Source organism: Streptomyces sp. NPDC088147 (genome assembly GCF_044741565.1).
In the GTDB taxonomy this organism is placed as follows: Bacteria; Actinomycetota; Actinomycetes; order Streptomycetales; family Streptomycetaceae; genus Streptomyces.
Window position 1 is genome coordinate 204,342 of sequence record NZ_JBIUSY010000002.1, and the last position, 20,308, is coordinate 224,649.

General features: G+C 71.4%; 17 protein-coding genes and 1 tRNA gene. 7 read left to right on the forward strand and 11 right to left on the reverse strand.

From position 1 onward, the window contains the following. Positions 1–40: 40 nt before the first annotated feature. Positions 41–901 (forward strand): spermidine synthase, encoded by an 861-nt coding sequence (locus ACIOGX_RS06290; protein WP_401767689.1) that lies wholly within the window; start codon positions 41–43, stop codon positions 899–901. 94 nt (positions 902–995) lie between these two features. On the opposite strand, the gene ACIOGX_RS06295 is transcribed toward ACIOGX_RS06290, so the two are convergent. After that, positions 996–1,601 (reverse strand): hypothetical protein, encoded by a 606-nt coding sequence (locus ACIOGX_RS06295; protein WP_401910786.1) that lies wholly within the window; start codon positions 1,599–1,601, stop codon positions 996–998. Positions 1,602–1,713: 112 nt separating this feature from the next. Between ACIOGX_RS06295 and ACIOGX_RS06300 the strand changes: the two genes are divergently transcribed. Beyond that, the gene (locus ACIOGX_RS06300; protein ID WP_401910789.1) at positions 1,714–2,529 is read left to right on the forward strand and encodes a response regulator transcription factor; all 816 of its coding nucleotides are present in this window, start codon (positions 1,714–1,716) and stop codon (positions 2,527–2,529) included. Next, positions 2,526–3,926 carry a HAMP domain-containing sensor histidine kinase gene (locus ACIOGX_RS06305; RefSeq protein ID WP_356508513.1) on the forward strand — a complete coding sequence of 467 codons (1,401 nt, stop codon included), beginning with the start codon at positions 2,526–2,528 and terminating at the stop codon, positions 3,924–3,926. Before ACIOGX_RS06300 ends, ACIOGX_RS06305 begins: the two co-directional genes overlap by 4 nt. Before the next feature lie 228 nt (positions 3,927–4,154). On the opposite strand, the gene ACIOGX_RS06310 is transcribed toward ACIOGX_RS06305, so the two are convergent. From ACIOGX_RS06310 to ACIOGX_RS06325, 4 genes are all read right to left on the reverse strand, one after another. Further along, positions 4,155–5,588 carry a glycoside hydrolase family 1 protein gene (locus tag ACIOGX_RS06310; RefSeq protein WP_401910792.1) on the reverse strand — a complete coding sequence of 478 codons (1,434 nt, stop codon included), beginning with the start codon at positions 5,586–5,588 and terminating at the stop codon, positions 4,155–4,157. Between the two features lie 109 nt (positions 5,589–5,697). Then, entirely contained in the window at positions 5,698–6,585 is an 888-nt protein-coding gene (locus ACIOGX_RS06315) for a carbohydrate ABC transporter permease (protein ID WP_401910795.1), read from the reverse strand. A 9-nt stretch (positions 6,586–6,594) separates the two neighbouring features. Next, positions 6,595–7,683 (reverse strand): carbohydrate ABC transporter permease, encoded by a 1,089-nt coding sequence (locus tag ACIOGX_RS06320; protein ID WP_401910798.1) that lies wholly within the window; start codon positions 7,681–7,683, stop codon positions 6,595–6,597. Positions 7,684–7,686: 3 nt separating this feature from the next. Then, positions 7,687–9,033: an ABC transporter substrate-binding protein gene (locus ACIOGX_RS06325; protein ID WP_401910801.1), complete on the reverse strand. Its 1,347-nt coding sequence runs from the start codon at positions 9,031–9,033 to the stop codon at positions 7,687–7,689. 201 nt (positions 9,034–9,234) lie between these two features. Here ACIOGX_RS06325 and ACIOGX_RS06330 point away from each other — a divergent pair, with 201 nt between their 5' ends. After that, entirely contained in the window at positions 9,235–10,359 is a 1,125-nt protein-coding gene (locus tag ACIOGX_RS06330) for a LacI family DNA-binding transcriptional regulator (RefSeq protein WP_401910804.1), read from the forward strand. Positions 10,360–10,430: 71 nt separating this feature from the next. On the opposite strand, the gene ACIOGX_RS06335 is transcribed toward ACIOGX_RS06330, so the two are convergent. The 3 genes from ACIOGX_RS06335 to ACIOGX_RS06345 all read right to left on the reverse strand — a co-directional run bounded on the left by ACIOGX_RS06335 (position 10,431) and on the right by ACIOGX_RS06345 (position 12,468). After that, positions 10,431–10,503, reverse strand: a tRNA-His gene (locus ACIOGX_RS06335). 131 nt (positions 10,504–10,634) lie between these two features. Next, entirely contained in the window at positions 10,635–11,237 is a 603-nt protein-coding gene (gene orn, locus ACIOGX_RS06340; protein ID WP_387013524.1) for an oligoribonuclease, read from the reverse strand. 10 nt (positions 11,238–11,247) lie between these two features. Further along, positions 11,248–12,468, reverse strand: coding sequence for a GlxA family transcriptional regulator (locus ACIOGX_RS06345; protein WP_401910808.1), 1,221 nt, complete (start codon positions 12,466–12,468; stop codon positions 11,248–11,250). A gap of 1,122 nt (positions 12,469–13,590) precedes the next feature. Here ACIOGX_RS06345 and ACIOGX_RS06350 point away from each other — a divergent pair. Continuing rightward, on the forward strand, positions 13,591–14,112 hold the full coding sequence (locus ACIOGX_RS06350) for a universal stress protein (protein ID WP_030354999.1): 522 nt from the start codon (positions 13,591–13,593) through the stop codon (positions 14,110–14,112). Positions 14,113–14,350: 238 nt separating this feature from the next. Continuing rightward, complete coding sequence (locus ACIOGX_RS06355; protein WP_356508496.1) at positions 14,351–14,929, forward strand: acetate uptake transporter; 579 nt, start codon at positions 14,351–14,353, stop codon at positions 14,927–14,929. A gap of 165 nt (positions 14,930–15,094) precedes the next feature. Here the strand turns inward: ACIOGX_RS06355 and glmS are convergent, their stop codons facing one another. From glmS to ACIOGX_RS06370, 3 genes are all read right to left on the reverse strand, one after another. Then, positions 15,095–16,924, reverse strand: a complete 1,830-nt coding sequence (gene glmS / locus ACIOGX_RS06360) for a glutamine--fructose-6-phosphate transaminase (isomerizing) (protein WP_129771267.1) — start codon at positions 16,922–16,924, stop codon at positions 15,095–15,097. Positions 16,925–17,021: 97 nt separating this feature from the next. After that, the gene (locus ACIOGX_RS06365) at positions 17,022–17,297 is read right to left on the reverse strand and encodes a hypothetical protein (protein ID WP_356508494.1); all 276 of its coding nucleotides are present in this window, start codon (positions 17,295–17,297) and stop codon (positions 17,022–17,024) included. Positions 17,298–17,473: 176 nt separating this feature from the next. Beyond that, positions 17,474–18,418 carry a DUF4429 domain-containing protein gene (locus ACIOGX_RS06370; RefSeq protein WP_401910813.1) on the reverse strand — a complete coding sequence of 315 codons (945 nt, stop codon included), beginning with the start codon at positions 18,416–18,418 and terminating at the stop codon, positions 17,474–17,476. A 129-nt stretch (positions 18,419–18,547) separates the two neighbouring features. Between ACIOGX_RS06370 and ACIOGX_RS06375 the strand changes: the two genes are divergently transcribed. Continuing rightward, positions 18,548–20,227 (forward strand): beta-N-acetylhexosaminidase, encoded by a 1,680-nt coding sequence (locus tag ACIOGX_RS06375; protein ID WP_401910816.1) that lies wholly within the window; start codon positions 18,548–18,550, stop codon positions 20,225–20,227. Positions 20,228–20,308 lie beyond the last annotated feature (81 nt).

Genomic DNA, 20,308 nt, shown 5'->3' on the forward strand with positions numbered 1-20,308 from the left:
GGGTGAGCCGGAGGCGAACCGAGCCCGCAAAATAGAAGGCGTGGCAAAGAACAGGCGCCGGGCGCCCTCCGTGGCGGTCCTGGCCGAGGATGTGGACGGCGGTCGCGCCGAGCTGGTGCCCGACCGGGAGCGGGCGCGGGCCTGGTCGTTGCTGATCGACGGGGCCCCGCAGTCCCATGTCGACCTCGACGACCCCACCCGTCTCTCCTTCGCGTATCAGCGCAGGCTCGGCCATGCCGTCGATCTCGTGGCGCCCGCGGGCCGGCCGTTGCGTGTCGTGCATCTCGGTGGCGGGGCGTTCACCCTCGCCCGTTACCTCGCCGCCACCCGCCCCCGCTCCACCCAGCAGATCGTCGAAGTGGACGGTCCCCTCGTCCACTTCGTACGCGAGCGGCTGCCGCTGGACCCGAACGCCCGTATCCGCGTCCGCACCGCCGACGCGCGGGCCGGGCTCGCGAAAGTGCCGGACGGCTGGGCGGATCTGGTGATCGCGGATGTGTTCGACGGCGCCCGTACCCCCGCGCATCTGACCAGCGCCGAGTTCCTGGGCGACGTACGCCGGGCCCTGAGCCCGGACGGTCATTACGCGGCCAATCTCGCGGACGGTCCGCCGCTGGCGCATCTGCGCGGCCAGATCGCCACCGCCGCCTCCGTCTTCGGGCGGCTCGCGCTCGCCGCCGATCCGGCGGTGTTCCGGGGCCGCCGCTTCGGGAACGCCGTACTGCTCGCCTCGGACCGTGAGCTGCCCGTCGCCGAGCTGACCCGCCGGGTCGCGAGCGATCCGCATCCGGGACGGGTGGAGCACGGCCGGGCGCTGGCCGACTTCACCGGCGGCGCGGCCGTGGTGACCGACGCGAGTGCCAAGGCGTCGCCGCCGCCTCCGGCCGACGCGTTCACCTAGCCCAGGGAGTTCGGGGAGTTCGGGCCGCTCGGGCGTTTGGCGTGTACGGCACGTGCGTGCGGGGGGGGGCGTACAACTCGTACGGCTCGTTCGCTCAGCGGTCGTCGAACTGCACCATCGGCGGATGGCCGTTCCAGGTGCAGAACACCGAGACCTCCCGGCCGTCCCGGGTGAACGTCACCCGGATCCAGGTCGGTTGTGTCCACACCTGCATCTGCCAGCCGCTGTCCGGCGTCGCCGAGACCAGTTCGGCCGAGGCGCTCCCGATGTCGAAGACGACCCGGCCGCCGTCGACCGTATAGCCCTTCACCTCGCCGGAGGCGCCGGGCGGGTCGGACTCCGAGCCCGACCCCGCGCCCTCGCCCCCGTCCCCGTTCCCGTGTGTGCTCCCGCCCGTTGTCCCGCCCGGGTCCTTCGTCTCCTCGGCCGGCGGACGCGATGAGGGCCGTTCGCCGCCGCTCGGTGCCGCGGGCGAGGAGGGCGGCTTCGCGGACGGGCTCGGGGGACGCCAGGTGGACGAGGCGACGGGGCTCGCGCCCGGTTCCGTCGCGCTGTCCACCGGCAGCGGGAGCGCGCGCGGCGGGTCGTACGCCGTCCCCGCCATGACCGAGTGGACGCCCCACCACGACAGCGTGACCGCCGCGCCCGTGGCGAGCGACCACGCCAGGGTGTGTACGAGTCCCATGCGCATCGGGGCCATACTGCACCACCCGTACCACGGCTGTCCCGTGAGCGCCGGGAAGGGACACCCGTCACGGCCGACCCCGGAGACCGGCCCTCCCGCACCCCGCGGATGGCGTACGGTGCCGCCCATGCCCAGTGTGCTCGTGGTCGAGGACGACCAGTTCGTACGCTCCGCTCTCATCAGGCACTTGACCGAGGCCTCCCACACCGTGCGGAGCGTCGGTACGGCTCTGGAGGCGCTGCGCGAGGTGGCCCATTTCCCGTTCGACGTGGTCATTCTCGACCTCGGTCTGCCCGATCTGGACGGCGCGGAGGCGCTGAAGATGCTGCGCGGCATCACCGACGTACCGGTGATCATCGCCACCGCGCGGGACGACGAGGCGGAGATCGTACGGCTGCTCAACGACGGCGCCGACGACTACCTCACCAAGCCGTTCTCGGTGGAGCATCTGGCGGCCAGGATGGCGGCCGTACTGCGCCGTTCGCGCGCCACCACCGGCGAGGCCACGCCGCCGCGCGTCATCCGGGTCGGCGGGCTCTCCATCGATCCGCTGCGCCGCCAGGCCGAGTTGGACGGGGCCCGGCTGGATCTGACCCGGCGGGAGTTCGACCTGCTGACGTTCCTCGCCGGGCGCCCGGGGGTGGTCGTGGCGCGCAAGGAACTGCTCGCGGAGGTGTGGCAGCAGTCGTACGGCGACGACCAGACCATCGACGTCCATCTCTCCTGGCTGCGGCGGAAACTCGGCGAGACCGCGGCCAGGCCGCGCTATCTGCACACGCTGCGGGGCGTCGGGGTGAAACTGGAGCCACCCGCCCCGCCCGTTCCGCCTGCCCCTCCCGTCTCACCCGCCCCGCCCGTCCCTGAGGGGTTCGTATCCGGCCCGCCCGTACGGGAGTCGCCCCTCCCCGGGCCGCTCCCGCCCCTCGCGGAGCCGCCCGTATGAGATGGGCCCTGGTCAAGGTGGCCGTGGCCGTGACGGTCATGGTCGTCGTGGCCTTCGCCGTCCCGCTCGGACTGGTCATCAAGGAGATGGCCAGGGACCGCGCGTTCTCCAACGCCGAGCGCCAGGCCGCCGCCATCGCCCCCACCCTCTCCATCACCACCGACCGCGAGCAGCTGGAACGGGCCATCGCCTCCACCAACGCCGGTGCCGGCGGCCGGATGGCCGTGCATGTCCCGGCCGCCGCGGGGCCGGAGTCCGGTCGCCTGGACATCGGGCGCGGACGGGCCGCCGAGAAGGATCTGTGGACCGTCCAGCGGATCCCCCGCGCGGCGATGGCCGAGGTCGCGGGCGGATCCGTACTGCTTCAGCCGACCGCCATCAGCTCCGGCCAGATCGCGATCGTCGAGATCTTCGTCCCCCAGAACGAGGTCTCCAAGGGCGTCACCACCGCCTGGCTGGTGCTCGCCGGAGTGGGAATCGCGCTGATCGTCGGATCCGTCGCCGTCGCCGACCGGCTCGGCGTGCGGATGGTCGAGCCCGCCCAGCGGCTCGCGGGCGCCGCGCACGCGCTGGGCGAGGGAAAACTCGGCGCGCGCGTCCCGGAGGAGGGCCCCGCCGAGCTGCGGTCCGCCGCGATCGCCTTCAACTCCATGGCCGACCAGGTCGTCGGGCTCCTCGCCAACGAGCGGGAACTCGCGGCCGATCTCTCGCACCGGCTGCGCACCCCGCTCACCGTGCTGCGCCTCAACGCCGCGTCCCTGGGCGAGGGACCGGCCGCCGACCAGACCAGGGCCGCGGTCGCGCAGCTGGAACGGGAGGTCGACACGATCATCCGTACCGCCCGTGAGGCCAAGCCGCAGACGGTGGCGGCGGGTCCGGCCGGCGGGTGCGACGTCTCGGAAGTCGTCAGGGAGCGGATGGACTTCTGGTCGGCGCTGGCGGAGGACGAGGGCCGTACGGCACGGGTCGCGGGCATCGGCCGTCCCGTACGCATACCGGTCGTCCGCGCCGAACTGGCCGCCGCCCTCGACGCGTTGCTCGGCAACGTCTTCCGCCACACCCCGGAGGGCACGGCCTTCGCCGTCGACGTGCACAACGGGGAGGACGCCGTGATCGTCCTCGTCTCGGACGCGGGCTCCGGCATCGCCGACCCGAAGGCCGCCCTCGCCCGGGGCAACAGCGGCGGCCGGGAGGGCTCGACCGGGCTGGGCCTGGACATCGTGCGCAGGGTGGCCGAGTCGACGGGCGGCGACGTACGGATCGGACGCTCGGTGCTCGGCGGTACCGAGGTACGGATCTGGATCGGCCTCGACGGATGGCGCGCGGCGGACGCGCCGCGCCGGGGCCACCGGCTGCGGCGGCGCGGGCGCCGCGGCGGCCTCGGCCCGGACCTTTAACGGCTTCCGATGCGTTCCTTAAGCGCGCCCTAAGGACCGCGGGGCCCGCCCGGAACGGGCCGTTCGTCCGGATCGGGGCGGCTAACGTACGGGCATCAGCGTCTCCGCCCGTCCCCCTCCCAGGCAGCCCGTCCCCCCCCCGGGCAGCCCGTCCCCCCGGACCGCGCGCTCCGGCCGGTACGTAACCCCCCACCCGGCCGGGGCGCGCACCCCCCCCCGCGACCGGCGTCACCCGATGGGCACCTCCGGCAGCACCCCCGTGCCCGCCAGCCGGGCATACCAGCGCGCACTCGACTTCGGCGTCCGGCGCTGGGTCTCGTAGTCCACATGGACCGCGCCGAAGCGCTTGCCGTAGCCGTACGCCCACTCGAAGTTGTCCATCAGCGACCAGAGGAAGTACCCGCGCACATCCGCCCCGTCGGCGATCGCGCGCTGCACCGCCGACAGATGGCCGTGCAGATAGCGGATCCGGTCCGGGTCGTGGACCGCGCCGTCCGCGTCCGGCTTGTCGGGGTACGCCGCGCCGTTCTCGGTGACCATCAGGGGCAGTCCCGGTGCCTCGCGCGTGTAGCGCAGCAGCAGGTCGTACAGTCCGCTCGGATCCACCGACCAGCCCATCTCGGTCAGTTCGCCGGGCGGCTGGTGGAAGGCGACGGATTCGGCGCCCGGCCAGGGGGAGTGCTCGCTCGCGCCGTGGCCGTCCTGCCGGTCCTGGCGGCCGGGGTCCCGGCCCGCGGCCTCCTGTCCGGGCGCGGCGGAGACCACCGCGGGCTGGTAGTAGTTGATGCCCAGCGAGTCCAGCGGCTGCCTGCTCACGGCCGCGTCGCCGGCGCGGACGAACGCCCAGTCGGTCAGCCGCGCGGTGTCCGCGAGGAGGTCCTCCGGATACGCGCCGGTCAGCATCGGGCCGGTGAAGACCCGGTTCGCCAGCGCGTCGATCCGGCGTCGCGCGTCCAGGTCCCCGGGCGACTGCGTACGGGCCCTGACGGCCGCCGGGTTGAGGCTCACCGAGACCTGACCGCCCGCCGGGAGCACGGAGCGCAGCGCCTGGGTCGCGAGTCCATGGCCGAGGTTGAGATGGTGTGCGGCGCGCAGGGCGGCCACCGGGTCCGTACGGCCGGGGGCGTGCACGCCGGACCCGTACCCCAGGAAGGCGCTGCACCAGGGCTCGTTGAGGGTCGTCCAGCGCGTCACCCGGTCGCCGAGCGCCTCGGCGACGGCCCGCGCGTACTCCGCGAAGCGGTACGCCGTCTCGCGCTCGGGCCAGCCGCCCGCGGCCTCCAACTCCTGGGGCAGGTCCCAGTGGTAGAGCGTCAGTACGGGTTCGATGCCATGGGCGAGCAGATCGTCGACCAGACCGCGGTAGAAGTCGAGCCCGCGCTGGATGGCCGGGCCGCGGCCGGTGGGCTGGACGCGCGGCCAGGAGACGGAGAAGCGGTACGCGTTCACGCCGAGGTCCGCCATCATCCGGACGTCCTCGGCCCTGCGGTGGAAGTGGTCGACGGCGATGTCGCCGGTGTCTCCCCTCTCGACCTTGCCGGGCGTATGGCTGAAGGTGTCCCAGATGGAGGGCGTACGGCCGTTCTCCCGTGCCGCGCCCTCGATCTGGTAGGCGGCCGTGGCGGTGCCCCACAGGAACCCGGGCGGAAAGGTGTCGGACATGATGCGGCTCCCGTTGACCGTAGGAAATGGGGGTTGTGGTGGTGCGAGAGGGGGTGCCGGGTGGCACCGGGACCGTCCGTACGGCCTCCGGCGCCCGGCCGTACGGACGTCAGCCCTTGACCGCGCCCTGCATGATGCCGCCGACGATATGTCTGCCGAAGATCACGAAGGCGAGCAGCAGCGGCAGTGTCCCCAGCAGCGCGCCGGCCATGATCACCGACTGGTCGGGGATGTAGCCGCGGCCGAGCCCGGTCAGCGCCACCTGCACGGTGGGGCTGCCGTTCTGGGTCAGCGCGATGATGGGCCAGAAGAAGTCGTTCCAGGCCATCACGAAGGTCAGCATCCCGAGCACGGCCATCGCGGGCCGCGCGGCCGGGAAGACCACATGCCACACCACCCGCCAGCTGCTCGCGCCGTCCACCCGGGCCGCCTCGATCAGCTCGGTGGGCAGCGCCCCGGTCAGGTACTGCCGCATGAAGAACACACCGAACGCGCTGACCAGGGTGGGCAGAATGACGGACTGGAGCTGATCGGTCCAGGACAACTCGGCGATCAGCATGTACAGCGGTACGACGCTGAGCTGCGGCGGCACCATCATCGTGCCGATCACCAGCAGCAGAAGCAGGTTCTTGAACCGGAAACGCAGCTTGGCGAAGGCGAAACCGGCGAGGGTGGAGAAGAGCACCGTGCCCGCCGCGATCGCCCCGGCGACGACCGTCGTATTGATCAGGGCCGTGCCCATATTGGCGTCGGTCCAGGCGATTTCGAGGTTCTTGAAGAGATTCCCGCCGAACCAGAAGGGCGGCGGGGTCTGGGCGAGCCGGGTGTTGTTGCGGGAGGCCGCGACCGCCGTCCACACCAGGGGGAAGAGCGAGCCGGCGGTGAAGAGGATCAGTACGGCGTGGGTGAGCCGACCGCCGTGCAGCTGCCGTCCCGCGCCCTTCCTGTTCCCGCCGGAGGTCCGGGTCGTACCGCCGGTCCGCGACATCGTCGCCATCTCTCTCCCCTACGCGCTCTCGCGGAGACGGCGGGCGATGATCCAGTTCACCGCGCCGATGATCAGCAGGATCAGGAACATCGCCCAGGCGATCGCCGAGGCCCGGCCGAGATGCAGATTCACCCAGCCCTGCTCGTACAGATAGAGCCCGAGCGTCTGGAACTGGTGATCCGCCCCGCCCGTGGCGCCCGCGCCGCCGTTGTACAGCAGCGGCTCACCGAACAGCTGGGTCGCGCCGATCGTCGAGACCACGCATGTGAACAGGATCGTCGGCCGCAGCGAAGGGACGGTCACATGGAGGAACTGCTGCCCTCGCGAGGCCCCGTCCAGCGCCGCCGACTCGTACAGATCGTCCGGGATCGCCTGCATCGCCGCCAGATAGATCAGCGCGTTGTAGCCGGTCCAGCGCCAGATGACGATCGTGGAGACCGCGAGCTGTGAGGTCCAGCTGCCGTTCTGCCAGTCGACCGGGTCGATACCGGCCAGCCCCAGCACCCAGTTGATCATTCCGTAGTCGCGGCCGAAGAGGAGGACGAAGACGAGCGTCGCGGCGGCGACCGAGGTGGCGTACGGAGTGAGCACCGCGACCCGGAAGAACATCGAGCCGCGCAGCCGGTAGTTGAGCAGATGCGCGATGCCCAGCGCGATGAGCAACTGCGGAACGGTCGAGAGCACCCCGATGGTGACGGTGTTCTTCAGCGCGTTCCAGAAGAACGCGTCGCTCAGCAGCCGGGAGAAGTTCCGCAGCCCCACCCACTCCATGTCGGTGGGCGCGGTCAGCTCCACCCGGTGGAGCGAGGCCCAGCCGGTGTAGAGGAGCGGGAAGAGGCCGAAGGCCAGGAAGAAGACGAAGAACGGGGCGATGAAGGCGTACGGGCTCCACCGCACGTCGCGGCGGTACCAGCGGCTGCGCCGCTCCCGGCGCCGGTCGTCCCGCTCCTCGCCCGGCCGCCCCGGCAGCCGCCCCGCCCGCTCCCGCGGCCCGGTGGACGCCGTGTCCCCGGCGGCAGTCGTGTCCCCGACGCCCGCTGTGTTCCCGACACCCGCTGTGTCCCCGACGCCCGCCTCCGGGACGGCTGTCGCGTCACTACTGGCCATCGGTCACTGATCCAGTGCGTTGTCGATCGCCTTGACGGCCGCGTTCCAGCCGTCCTTGGAGGAGGTGCCCTTCTGGTCGACCTGGAGCATGCCGACATCGGCCAGGTTCTGCGCGATGATCAGGTCCTTCGGGCCGACGATCTGGACCGGTACGCCCTGGGCGGCGGCGGAGAAGATCTCCCCGATGGGGGCGTTGCCGAAGTACTCGTGCCTGGCGCCGGACACGGCGGGCAGCGCGTACGCCGCCCGGGAGCTGGGGAAGCTGCCGCGCTTCGCGAAGAACGTGGCCTGCTGCTCCGGCGCGGTCAGCCAGGCGACGAGTCCTGCGGCCTCCTTCTTGTGCTTGCCCGCCTCGGGCACCACCAGGAAGGAGCCGCCCCAGTTACTGGGCTTCGGCGCGGCGGCCACATCCCACTTGCCCTTGCCCGCGGCGCCGGACTTGTCCTGGATGTAGCCGAGCATCCAGGCGGGGCAGGAGACGGTGGCGAAGCCGGCGTTGGCGTATCCCTGGTCCCAGGCCGGGGTGAACTGCTGGAGTCTGGCGGTCAGTCCGGCCCCGGCGAACTCCGCGGCGATGTCCCAGGCGTTCCGTACGGCCGGGTTGGTCTTGTAGATGACCTTGCCGTCCTTGTCGTAGAACCGGTTCGCCTCGCTGCCGGTGATGGCGGCCATGACACCGCTCGCCGAGTCGACGAAGGCCGTTCCCCTGGGCGCCTTGGCCTTGAACCTCTTCCCGGCGTCCAGGTACTTCCGCCAGTCGCCCGCCCACAGCGCGCCGACGGACGCGCGGTCGGTGGGGAGTCCCGCCGCGGCGAAGAGATCCTTGCGGTAGCAGATGCCCTCGGGCCCGATGTCGGTGCCGAGCCCTATGGTCCGGCCGGCCTTGTCGGTGGCCTGCGACCACTTCCACGGCAGGAAGCTGTCCTGCCGTACGCCGCCGGTCTTTCCGAGGTCCACGAGTTTGCCGGCCTGGGTGGCGGTGATCTCGGCGATGTTGTTCACCTCGACGGCCTGGATGTCGGCGAGTCCGCTGCCGCTGCCGAGGTGGGTGAGCAGCTGGGGGTAGTAGTTCTCGTTGCGCTCGATGGACGTCTGTCTGATGACGATGTCGGGGTGGAGCTTCATGTACTGGTCGTAGAGCCCGGCCTCCTTCAGGCCGAAGGCTCCGAAGACGCCCACCGTGAGCGTGGTCTTCCCCTTGCCGCCGTCTCCGCCGCCGTTCCCGCCGCCGCCGCTCGTGGCACCGGCGGGGCCTTCGCTGTCCTGGGCGCAGCCGGCCAGGAGCCCGGCGCCGAGCGCGGCGACGGCCGCGAGGACGACCACCCGGGACGAGCGAGTACGTGTACGCATGACGTCCTCCTAGTGCACCGACGTGCCGGCCCCCGGCCCCGCGGGCCGTCCGTCCGGGCGTGGTCGGGGAGCGTGCGGGGCATATATGGGTCGGGTACGGTGGGAGCGCTCCCATGTGTGATGTGTTGAAGCGTCGCGGGTCCCCGTAGGGGTGTCAAGGGACCGGGCTGGACTCGGGGCGGATTCATTGGGGAGGCGGAGATGACAGCTCGTACGGCCCGTGAGGCGGATGCCGCGCGTACGTCCCGGACGGAGGCCCGTACGGTCCGTACGGCTCGTACGCGCGGCGTGAGGCCGCCCACGCTCGAAGAGGTGGCCGCGCGCGCCGGGGTCGGGCGGGGCACGGTCTCCCGGGTGATCAACGGCTCGCCGCGGGTCAGCGCGCCGACCAGGGCCGCGGTGGAGGCGGCGATCACCGAGCTGGGGTACGTACCGAACCGCGCCGCCCGCGCGCTCGCCGCGAACCGCGCCGACGCGATCGCCCTGGTGGTGCCCGAGCCGGAGGCGCGGTTCTTCGCCGAGCCGTACTTCTCGGACATCGTCAGCGGGGTGGGCGAGGCGCTGGCCGAGACCGGGATGCAGCTGCTGCTCACCTTCGCGGGCGGCGCGCGCGAGCGCCGCAGGCTGGCGCAGTACCTGGCCGCGCACCGGGCCGACGGGGTGCTGCTGGTCTCGGTCCGCGCGGACGACCCGCTGCCGGACCTGCTGGCCGGGACCGGCATCCCGACGGTCGTCAGCGGGCGCCGCTCGGCGGCCGAGCCGCTGCCCTCGGTCGACTCCGACAACGCCGGGGGCGCCCGTACGGCGGTGACGCATCTGCTCTCCCGGGGCCGCCGTACGATCGCGACGATCACCGGACGCCTGGAGGTCTACGGCGCGGCCTGCCGCCTGGACGGCTACCGCCGGGCCCTCGCCGAGGCCGGCCGGGCGCCGGACGAGTCGCTGATCGCCGTGGCCGACTTCACGGAGGAGGGCGGCCGGCGGGCGATGCGCGAACTGCTGGCCCGCCGCCCGGCCCTGGACGCGGTCTTCGCTGCCTCCGACGTCATGGCGGCCGGCGCCCGCCAGACCCTCCGCGCGGCGGGCCGGCGCATACCGGAGGACGTGGCGCTGGTCGGCTTCGACGACTCGGCGATAGCGCGCCACATGGACCCGCCGCTGACGAGCGTCCGCCAGCCGATCGAGGAGATGGGCCGGGCGATGGCGCGGGTGGTCCTCTCGGAGATCGCGAGGCGCACGCCGGGGGCGTCCGTGGAGGCGGGGCCCGGGGAAGGCCCGCAGCAACTGGTGCTGCCGACGGAACTGGTGGTGCGGGACTCGTCCTGAGGGGGTACCGCCGTCCGGGCGGCATGAAAAAGGCCCGGCCTGCTTGCGCAGGCCGGGCCTTGATCGATGAGGGTGAGTAACGGGACTTGAACCCGCGACATCCTGGACCACAACCAGGTGCTCTACCAGCTGAGCTATACCCACCAAGGGCCGGTCTTCGTTCCCTACCGGCCGAGAAAAAGTGTACAGGGTCCGCGAGGGTGCTCGCGCCCGGATTCGGGGGCCGTGACCGGGGGCCGGTCAGGGGCCGGGGCGGGGCGCCGGCCCGGGGGTGGTCAGGCCCCGGGCAGTACGTGCTTCGCGGCGATCTGCTTGGCCGTGTCCGAGTCCGGGCCCGGCTGCGGTACGAAGACCGCCTCGCGGTAGTAGCGCAGCTCCGCGATGGACTCGCGGATGTCCGCCAGCGCGCGGTGGTTGCCGCTCTTCTCCGGGCTGTTGAAGTAGGCCCGCGGGTACCAGCGGCGGGCCAGCTCCTTGATCGAGGAGACATCGACGATGCGGTAGTGGAGGTAGCCCTCCAGTGTCGGCATGTCGCGGAGCAGGAAGCCCCGGTCGGTGCCGACCGTGTTTCCGCACAGCGGGGCCTTGCCGGGCTCCTTCACGTGCTTGCGCACGTACGCGAGGACCTGCTCCTCGGCGGCGGCGAGCGTGGTCCCGCCCGCCAGCTCGTCGAGGAGGCCCGAGGCGGTGTGCATCTGCCGCACCACCTCGGGCATGGTCTCCAGCGCCGAGTCCGGCGGGCGGATCACGATGTCCACCCCTTCGCCGAGCACGTTCAGCTCCGAGTCGGTGACCAGCGCGGCCACCTCGATGAGTGCGTCGTCCGTCAGCGAGAGCCCGGTCATCTCGCAGTCGATCCACACCATTCGATCGTTCATGCGCCTTACCCTACGGGGCGCTCCGCTGGCCGGGCAGACTCGGACGGCCCGGACCTGTCGCGTACATGTCGGAACCTGTTCTGCCGTGGTCCGTCACCGTCGCCGACGCCGACGCCTGGCCGGGCGTACTGGCGGCTGCCGCCGCCCGCCTGGAGTGCGCGGACGCCTGGGCGGGGACCACCGACTCCATGACCCCGTGGGGCATGGACTCGCCCTGCGGCCTGCGGGCCCGGTAGGCGGACCGGTAGGCCGCCGGGGAGGAGCCCAGCTGGCGCCGGAAGTGGCCGCGCAGTGCCACCGGAGAGCGGAAGCCGCAGCGGCCCGCGACCTCGTCGACCGAGTAGTCGGAGGTCTCCAGCAGCCGCTGTGCCTGGAGCACCCGCTGGGTGATCAGCCACTGGAGCGGCGCGCTTCCGGTGAGCGAGCGGAACCGCCGGTCGAACGTACGGCGGCTCATGTACGCGCGGGCCGCGAGCGTCTCCACGTCGAACTGCTCGTGCAGATGCTCCAGCGCCCAGGCCACGACCTCGGCGAGCGGGTCGGAGCCGATCTCCTCTGGTAAAGACCTGTCCAGATAGCGCTCCTGGCCGCCGCTGCGCCGTGGTGGCACGACCAGTCTGCGGGCGAGCGCGCCCGCCGCCTCCGCGCCGTGATCCGTCCGGACTATGTGCAGGCACAGGTCGATTCCGGCCGCTGTCCCCGCGGAGGTGAGCACATCGCCGTCATCGACGAACAGCTCTCTCGGATCCACATGGACGGACGGATAACGCTTGGCGAGCGTCGGTGCGTACATCCAGTGCGTGGTGGCCGGCCGGCCGTCCAGCAGACCGGCCGCGGCGAGCACGAACGCGCCGGTGCACAGACCGACGATCCGCGCGCCCTCTTCATGGGCACGGCGCAACGCGTCCAGTGCCTCCGGCGGTGGCGGTGACGTGATCGACCGCCAGGCCGGTACGACCACCGTGCCCGCCCTGCTGATCGCCTCCAGCCCGTACGGCGCGGTGAGTTCGAGGCCGCCGGTGGTGCGCAGCGGCCCGTCCTCCCCGCCGCAGACGAGCAGGCGATAGCGGGGAACCCCGGCGTCCTGGCGGTCGATTCCGAACACGGAGAGCGGGATGGAGCTCTCGAAGATGGGGCCACCGCTGAAGAGCAGCACAGCGACGACTTCCCGGCGACGTCTTCCGGAAAGTTTACGTGCTGACTCCGGTGCGGTAGTGGAGTCCTGGCTCATGGTGCTAAGCCCCCCTCGGTGTTCGCGTCTCCCCGTTCTTGTCGGGCCTTTCGCTCCTGCACGATTCCCCTCGGTTTTGCACGGGTCCCCAGCCTTCGATACTCATGATCGAATCTACTGTGTCCCGTGGTGCCGGCGTGACAAGTTCTCCAACCGGCGCTATGTCGACAAGGCAACTTGGCGCGAAGCATTCGATCACGAAGCGTTCCACTCGGAAGCCGAGAGTGGAAGTGGGCCTCGCGTGCATGGCCCATCCCCGTAGGGTGCCAAGGACCGCTGCGGTCCTTTCTTCCCTGGTGGCAAGGGGGTTGGCAGGCCATTTCACCAAGGGTTCTACTCACATGCGAAGTTGGCTGAAAAGTGATGGGTGCGTCGGTGTGATGCACTCAGTATCCCGGCGCACACCCTTCGCGTACGCGCGAGCCCCGATGCGCCCCTCGGGAGCCTCGGGAGCGACGGCTTCCGGACGTTGCGTACGTAACGTACGTCCTGGCGTCCTCCGCGTGCCGCGGCGCGGCGGCGCGTCCGGACCGCCGCGGCGGTGGCCGGCGTACCGCGGTCACCGCGACGGGACCGGGCACGGCCGCCGCCGTACCGCCGGAGAAGGCGCCGTACGCCGCGCGGACCACCGGGACCGGCCCGCGGCCGAGCGCCGCCCGGCGGGCCCGTCGTCCACCGGCACCGCGGCCGACCGTCGGGCGGACACGGCGGGGACCGCCGCCGCCCGGCGCGGCACCGCGCGGTGCGCCCCATGATGCGCCCCGGAGCGCGCTCCGTGGCGTGCGGGCCCCGCGGTGGCGGCGGGGGCCCGAGCGGTGGATGAGGCGGGTACGGGGCTCCACGGGGGCCGGGGACATGGCCGACGGCCAACGAGGAGCGGAGTCGTCCGGTCACCGCGGGGCCGCGCCGGGACAGCTGTAGAGACCATCCGGCATTGCCATCCGGGACGCCCTCGTGCATGCTCCCTGGAACGCCGCGTGTGGGGCGCCGGTCTCTGGGCAGGAGAGGAGTGCCGCCGTACCCTTTGGGGTATGGGGTTGGGAAGATGATTCCCGGACACAGCTCCCCCCGACACGCCACTTGTTGATCCTTCTCAAGAGGACCTCTTTCGCCGAGACACTCATGGCCGGTCACGAAATCCCCGAACCCGCAGACCGCGAGCAGGTAGCCGACCCACTGTCGGACCTGCAAGCGGCGGAACAGACGCGCGCTTCCTGCGATCCCGCCTTCCGGCACGGAGTCGTCGTCGGCTTCGACGGCTCGATGTCGAGTGAGCGGGCCCTCGCGTATGCCATCGGCATGGCCAGACGGCTGGGCTCGGGCCTGATCATCGTCCATGTCGCCAACCGGCTGCCCACCACGGTCTGGGCGGGCTGTGAGCCCCCTGTGTTCGTGGACGTGCCGGACCACCGCACCGAAGTGCTCGGCCTCGAACTGGCCTGCGCGGACTATCTCGCCGAGGTGCCGTGGATCCTGGTCGAGCGCGGCGGCGACATCTGCCATGAACTCGAAGAGGTCGGCCAGGAGTACTCCGCCGACGCGATCGTCGTCGGGTCCACGCACGGCATCGTCGGGCGGATCTTCGGTTCGGTGGCGGGACGGCTGGCGCGGCGAGCGCAGCGGCCCGTCGTGGTGATCCCGTAACCCCTCGTGCCCCCTCGCGTGGCTGTCCCCGCGCGCGACCGTCTCCACTCGCAAACTTTCCGGCGCGCAACCCGCCTTGTACGTCAGCCGTGTTGACGTCAACTCCGCGCTGACGTTGTGTCAACTCCCTTGCCCGCAGTGTGAATCTACTCACAGGTAGAGGTGGATTGCGCGCCGGTGAAGGGTACATATCGGCCGCTGGGACACAGCACCACGCACATCGTGAAGGGAGCCCGCCGTGGACAACGCCGTCTCTGCGGGAAGCGCTACTTCGACCTGGGTTCTGGGCCATCTCGCCCTGGGCCTCACCCTGCTCGCCTTCGGAATCGGCCACACCGGCGTCGTCGACGGAGTGACGGCGGTCGCCGCCGTCCCGCTCGCGCTCTATGTCGGCGGCATCGCCCTCTTCCTCGCCGGACTGCTCGAATTCCGGGCGGGCGACTCGTTCACCGGCACGGCCTTCGCGGGCCTCGGCGCATTCTGGTTCACCTGGGGCATGGGAGTCGGCCATCAGGTCTCCGCGGACGCCGCGGGCCTCTTCCTCGTCCTCTGGGCGCTGCTGGCGTTCAGCCTCGCCGTCGGCGGCGCGGGCGCGGGGCCGCTGGTGCAGAGCGCGTACGGACTGTTCTGCGCCGGGCTGCTGTTGCTCGCCGTGGGCCAGTTCGCCGACAGTACGGGCCTCGTCAAGGTCGGCGGCTGGTTCGCCGTCGTGGCGGGCCTCGCCTCCTGGTACGCGGCGACGGCCGCGCTCGCCAAGTGGCCGACCGCCCTGCCGCGCCGTCGTGCTGCCGGCCGAGGAGTGACGGCCACCGGCTGAGGCAGCCGCGGGCCGGCGCCAAGGGCAAGGGCCTGTACGGCTGATCCGTGAAGATCCGCCGACAGGTCCTGGCGCCGGTCCCTTCGGGGAGCGTCCCCGGCGCGATGGGTGGCACGCGCCGGGGACGCTCTCGCCGTACGGCGCCCTGTGGGAGAGGGCGGGCCGCTACTCGACCGTCACCGACTTCGCGAGGTTGCGGGGCTTGTCGATGTCCCGGCCCAGCGCCAGAGCCGTGTGATACGCGAGCAGTTGGAGCGGGATGCCTAGCAGGATCGCGTCCAGTTCCGTCTCGTTCTTCGGTACGACGATGGTGTGGTCGGCCTTCTCCTGCGGCTGGTGCGCCACCGCCAGGATCGGTCCGCTGCGCGCCTTGATCTCCTCCAGCGCCGCCCGGTTCTTCTCCAGCAGATCGTCGTCGGGGACGATCGCGACGGTCGGCAGCGCGGGCTCGATGAGGGCGAGCGGGCCGTGCTTCAGCTCCGAGGCCGGGTACGCCTCGGCGTGGATGTAGGAGATCTCCTTCAGCTTCAGCGAGGCCTCCAGCGCCACCGGATAGCCCCGCACCCTGCCGATGAACATCATGGAACTGACCTGCGCGTACTGCGCCGCCAGCTTGGCGATGTCGTCCTCCGTCGCCAGGATCTCGGCGATCTGGGCGGGCAGCCTGCGCAGCCCGTCGATGATCCGCTTGCCGTCCGCGACCGACAGATCGCGGATCCGGCCCAGATGCAGCGCGAGCAGCGCGAACGACACCACGGTGTTGGTGAAGCACTTGGTGGAGACGACACAGACCTCCGGGCCCGCGTGCACATACACCCCGCCGTCGGTCTCCCGGGCGATCGCCGAGCCCACGACATTCACGACGCCCAGAACGCGCGCGCCCTTGCGCTTCAGCTCCTGCACCGCGGCCAGCACGTCGTACGTCTCGCCCGACTGGGACACCGCGACATAGAGCGTGTCGGGGTCCACGACCGGATTGCGGTAGCGGAACTCGGAGGCGGGCTCGGCGTCCGCCGGGATCCGGGCCAGCTCCTCGATCAGCTGCGCGCCGATGAGGCCGGCGTGGTACGAGGTGCCACAGCCGAGGATCTTGATCCGGCGCACCCCGCGCGCCTCCCGGGCGTCCAGATTGAGACCGCCCAGATGCACGGTGGAGAACCGGTCGTCGATCCGGCCGCGCAGCACCCGGTCCACGGAGTCGACCTGCTCCGAGATCTCCTTGTGCATATAGGTGTCGTGGCCGCCCATGTCGTACGACTCGGCCTCCCACTCCACGGTGGTCGGCGTCGCCGAGGTGCGCGAGCCCTCGGTGGTGTACGTACGGAAGTCGTCGGCCTTGAGGGTGGCCATCTCGCCGTCGTCCAGCGTCACGACCTGGCGGGTGTGGGAGACCAGCGCGGCCACGTCGGAGGCGACGAACATCTCCTTCTCGCCGATGCCCAGGACGACCGGCGAGCCATTGCGGGCGACGACGATACGGTCCGGGAAATCGGCGTGCAGGACGGCGATGCCGTATGTGCCCTCGATGAGCTGGAGCGCCTGGCGGACCTTCTCCTCCAGAGTCGGGGCCTGGGAGCGGGCGACGAGATGGGTCACCACCTCGGTGTCCGTCTCGGACTGGAACACGACGCCGTCGGCCTCCAGCTTGACCCGCAGCTCCGAGGCGTTGTCGATGATGCCGTTGTGGACGAGGGCGACCTTGCCCTCCAGGTCCATGTGCGGGTGCGCGTTCTCGTCGCTCGGGGCGCCATGGGTGGCCCAGCGGGTGTGCGCGATGCCGGTGGTGCCGGAGAAGCGCTTGGGTACGCGGGCTTCCAGCTCGCGGACCCGCCCCTTGGCCTTGACCATCTTCAGCGCGGCCGGCTTGCCCGCGCCCGGCTTGCCGGTGATGACCAGCCCGGCCGAGTCGTACCCCCGGTACTCCAGCCGCTGCAAGCCCTCCAGCAGCAGTGGTGCCACATCACGCTTTCCGATGTATCCGACGATTCCGCACATACAGTCTCTGTCCCTCCTGGGTCACGTTGTCGTGAGTCCGCTGTCGTGAGTCCGCTGTCCCCGAGTCACGCTGTCCTGGTCACGGTGGGTCGCACGGTCAGCCGTAGACGATGCGGCGCAGCTGCCGCAGCGAGAGCGCCGGGGGCGCCACCGCGCGGTGCGGCAGCTCGGCCGCGATCCGCTCGAAGATCTCCGCGTTCGTGGACCCACCGGACTGCATCTCCCGGTGGCGGCGGCGGACGAACTCCTCGGTCGTCTCGTCGAAGTACGCCAGCACGTCGAGCACCACCCGGGCGGCCTCACCGCGCTGGAGCGCGGTGCTGCGGACCAGATGGTCGATGAGGTCGTCGTACGACGAGCGGCGTTCGAGCACGTGTTGATAGTGCGGGTGATCAAGGGGGTTTGCAAGAATCCTGCCCGGAATCGGGCAGGATGCTCGGGAAACATGGGCCGAAAGAGGGAAGGCGACGTTACGGAGGCTGAGGGGCTAGGCGCTGAGGGGCCTGAAGGGCCTGAGAGGCTTGAGGCCGAGGCGAGGGGCTGTGAGGATCAGAGCCGCTTGAGGACGGCCTGCTTCGCCGTGCTGAACTCCTCGGCGGTGAGGATCCCCGCCTGGTGCAGCTCGCCCAGCTCCCGCAGCCGGCGCAGCAGGACGTCATGATCGTCACCGCTCCCCGCCGCCGGGCCCGTGGAATCCGCGGCGTCCGTCGTGTCCGCCGCGTCCGTGGTGCTCGTCGCGGCCTTGACGAGGCCCGGCGCCGGAGCCGGGGCGGCGGTGAGCGCGGCGGACGCGGCGCGCGGATGCGGCAGCCGGGCCACCACCGCCGCACCGACCAGGGCCATCAGCGGGTCCTTCCTGAACCCGTACAGATCCACCGCCTGCGGGTCGTACTTCGGCGGGGTGGACACGGGCGCCCTGCTGGTGAGGAAGCGCAGATAGCCGTTCTCCAGACCGGCGCTCGGCAGCCACTCCACCGCCTCCACCTCGCTGAGCGCGAGGGTGCGGGGGCCGCCGGAGGACTTGGACTCCTCCGTCTTCCAGTTCCACTCCAGCCGGATCCGCTCCCCGTCGAAGGTGACGCTCGCGTCGCCCGCGCTCACGGTGATCGGCAGAGCCGGTCCCGGCATCAGATAGCGGTCGACGGGACCGGGCTCCACCTGGTCGAGCAGCAGGGCGTTCCGCACCTCGTCCACGAAGTACTCGGCGACCCCCACGCGGTCCTTGTCGACAGTCAGCAGATAGGGGTCGGAGCTGTCGCCCAGCCGGCCGCCGGTGATCTGGAGCAGCGGGTCCGCGCCCTCCCGCAGGCGCAGCCGCAGCCGCCCCGACTTGCGCCCGGCCTCGAAGGAGATTCCCGCCAACGCGCCCAGCGGCAGGGTGACTTCACCGAGAGCCTTGCGGAGCGGGCTCACGCCCTTGTCCTTGCCGGGCACGATACGGACCGTGTCCCCGTCGAAGGTCCATGTGCCGTCCTTCTGGATGATTTCCGCCATGCGGGGATTCTTCCATCAGGTGGGCGGAAATTGGTCTACACCTTGACCGCCGGTGGGACGTGCGGGTCCCATGGTGAGTGCTCGGCACCGCAGGTGAGTACCCCGTCGCCCCGTCGAAGGGACAATCTTGTGAGACAGCACAGCACGTTTCCCCGTCTGTTCGGTTCGCTGCTGCTCGTCGTGGCGGCCGGTATCTCCAGCATCGGAGCCGCGCCGGAGCGCGGTGCTCCGAGTCCCGCCCAGGCGCCCGCCGCACGTCCGCTCGATCAGATCGTGCCCGCTCCCGCCCAGGTCAGAGCGGGTGGGACGGCGTACACCCTCACCGCGCGCAGCCGGATCCAGGTGGCGGGCCGGTCGCACGAAGACGCCCGTGAGGCCCGCCGGATCGGCTCGTACCTGGCCGGGCTGCTGAGGCCCTCGACCGGTTACGCGCTGCCCGTCACCGACCGGCGCGGTGGGGACGGCATCCGGCTGCGGCTCGTCGGCTCCGACGGCCGGGACCGTGAGAGGGCGCCACTCGCGCAACACGCCCTGGGGCTGGGCGAGGAGGGCTACCGCCTGGAGTCCGGCCGCGGCGGCGTCACCATCACCGCCCAGGAGCCGGCCGGGCTCTTCCACGGCGTCCAGACCCTGCGGCAGCTGCTGCCCGCCTCCGTGGAGAAGCGGACCCCGCAGCGCGGCCCCTGGACGGTCGCGGGCGGCACCATCACCGACACCCCGCGCTACGCCTACCGGGGCGCGATGCTCGATGTCTCACGGCATTTTCTGACGCCTGATCAGGTCAAGCTCTATATCGATCAGTTGGCGCTCTACAAGATCAACAAACTGCATCTGCACCTCTCCGACGACCAGGGCTGGCGGATCGCCATCGACTCCTGGCCGCGCCTGGCCACCTACGGCGGCTCCACGCAGGTCGGCGGCGGCCCCGGCGGCTACTACACCAAGGCCCAGTACCGGGACCTGGTGAGCTACGCGGCCTCCCGGCACCTGGAGGTGATCCCGGAGATCGACATGCCGGGCCACACCAACGCCGCCCTCGCCTCGTACGCCGAGCTGAACTGCGACGGCGTCGCGCCCCCGCTCTACACCGGCACGGCGGTCGGCTTCAGCTCGCTGTGCGCGCCCAAGGAGGTGACGTACGACTTCGTGGACGACGTGATCCGCGAGCTGGCCGCCCTCACGCCCGGGAAGTATCTCCACATCGGCGGCGACGAGGCCCACTCCACCAGCCACGCGGACTATGTGACCTTCATGGAGCGGACCCAGGCCGTCGTCCGGAAGTACGGGAAGACTGTCGTCGGCTGGCACCAGCTGACCGGCGCCACCCCGGTGGAAGGGGCCGTAGCCCAGTACTGGGGGTACGACGCCACGGGCGCCGCCGAGCGCGCGCAGGTCGCGGCGGCGACGAAGAAGGGCACCCGGCTGATCCTCTCGCCTGCGGACCGGGTGTACCTCGACATGAAGTACGACAGGAGCACCGTGCTGGGCCAGTCCTGGGCCGGTTACACGGAGGTGGACCGTTCGTATGACTGGGACCCGGCCACCTATCTCGCCGGCGCGGGCGTGTCCGAGGACGCGGTGCTCGGTGTCGAGGCGCCGCTCTGGACCGAGACCCTCGCGACGAACGACCAGCTGGAGTCCATGGCCTACCCGCGGCTGCCCGGTGTCGCCGAACTGGGCTGGTCGCCGGCCGCCACGCACGACTGGGACACGTACAAGGCGCGGCTGGCGGCGCAGGGGCCGCGCATGGCGGCGCTCGGGATCGACTACTACCGCTCGCCGCTGGTGAACTGGCCGGCCGGGCAGTAGAGCCGGGCAGTCGAGCCGGACCGGTCGAGCCGGACCGGTCGAGCCGGATCGGTCCCGCTCGACCGGTCGCGCGGGACCGGT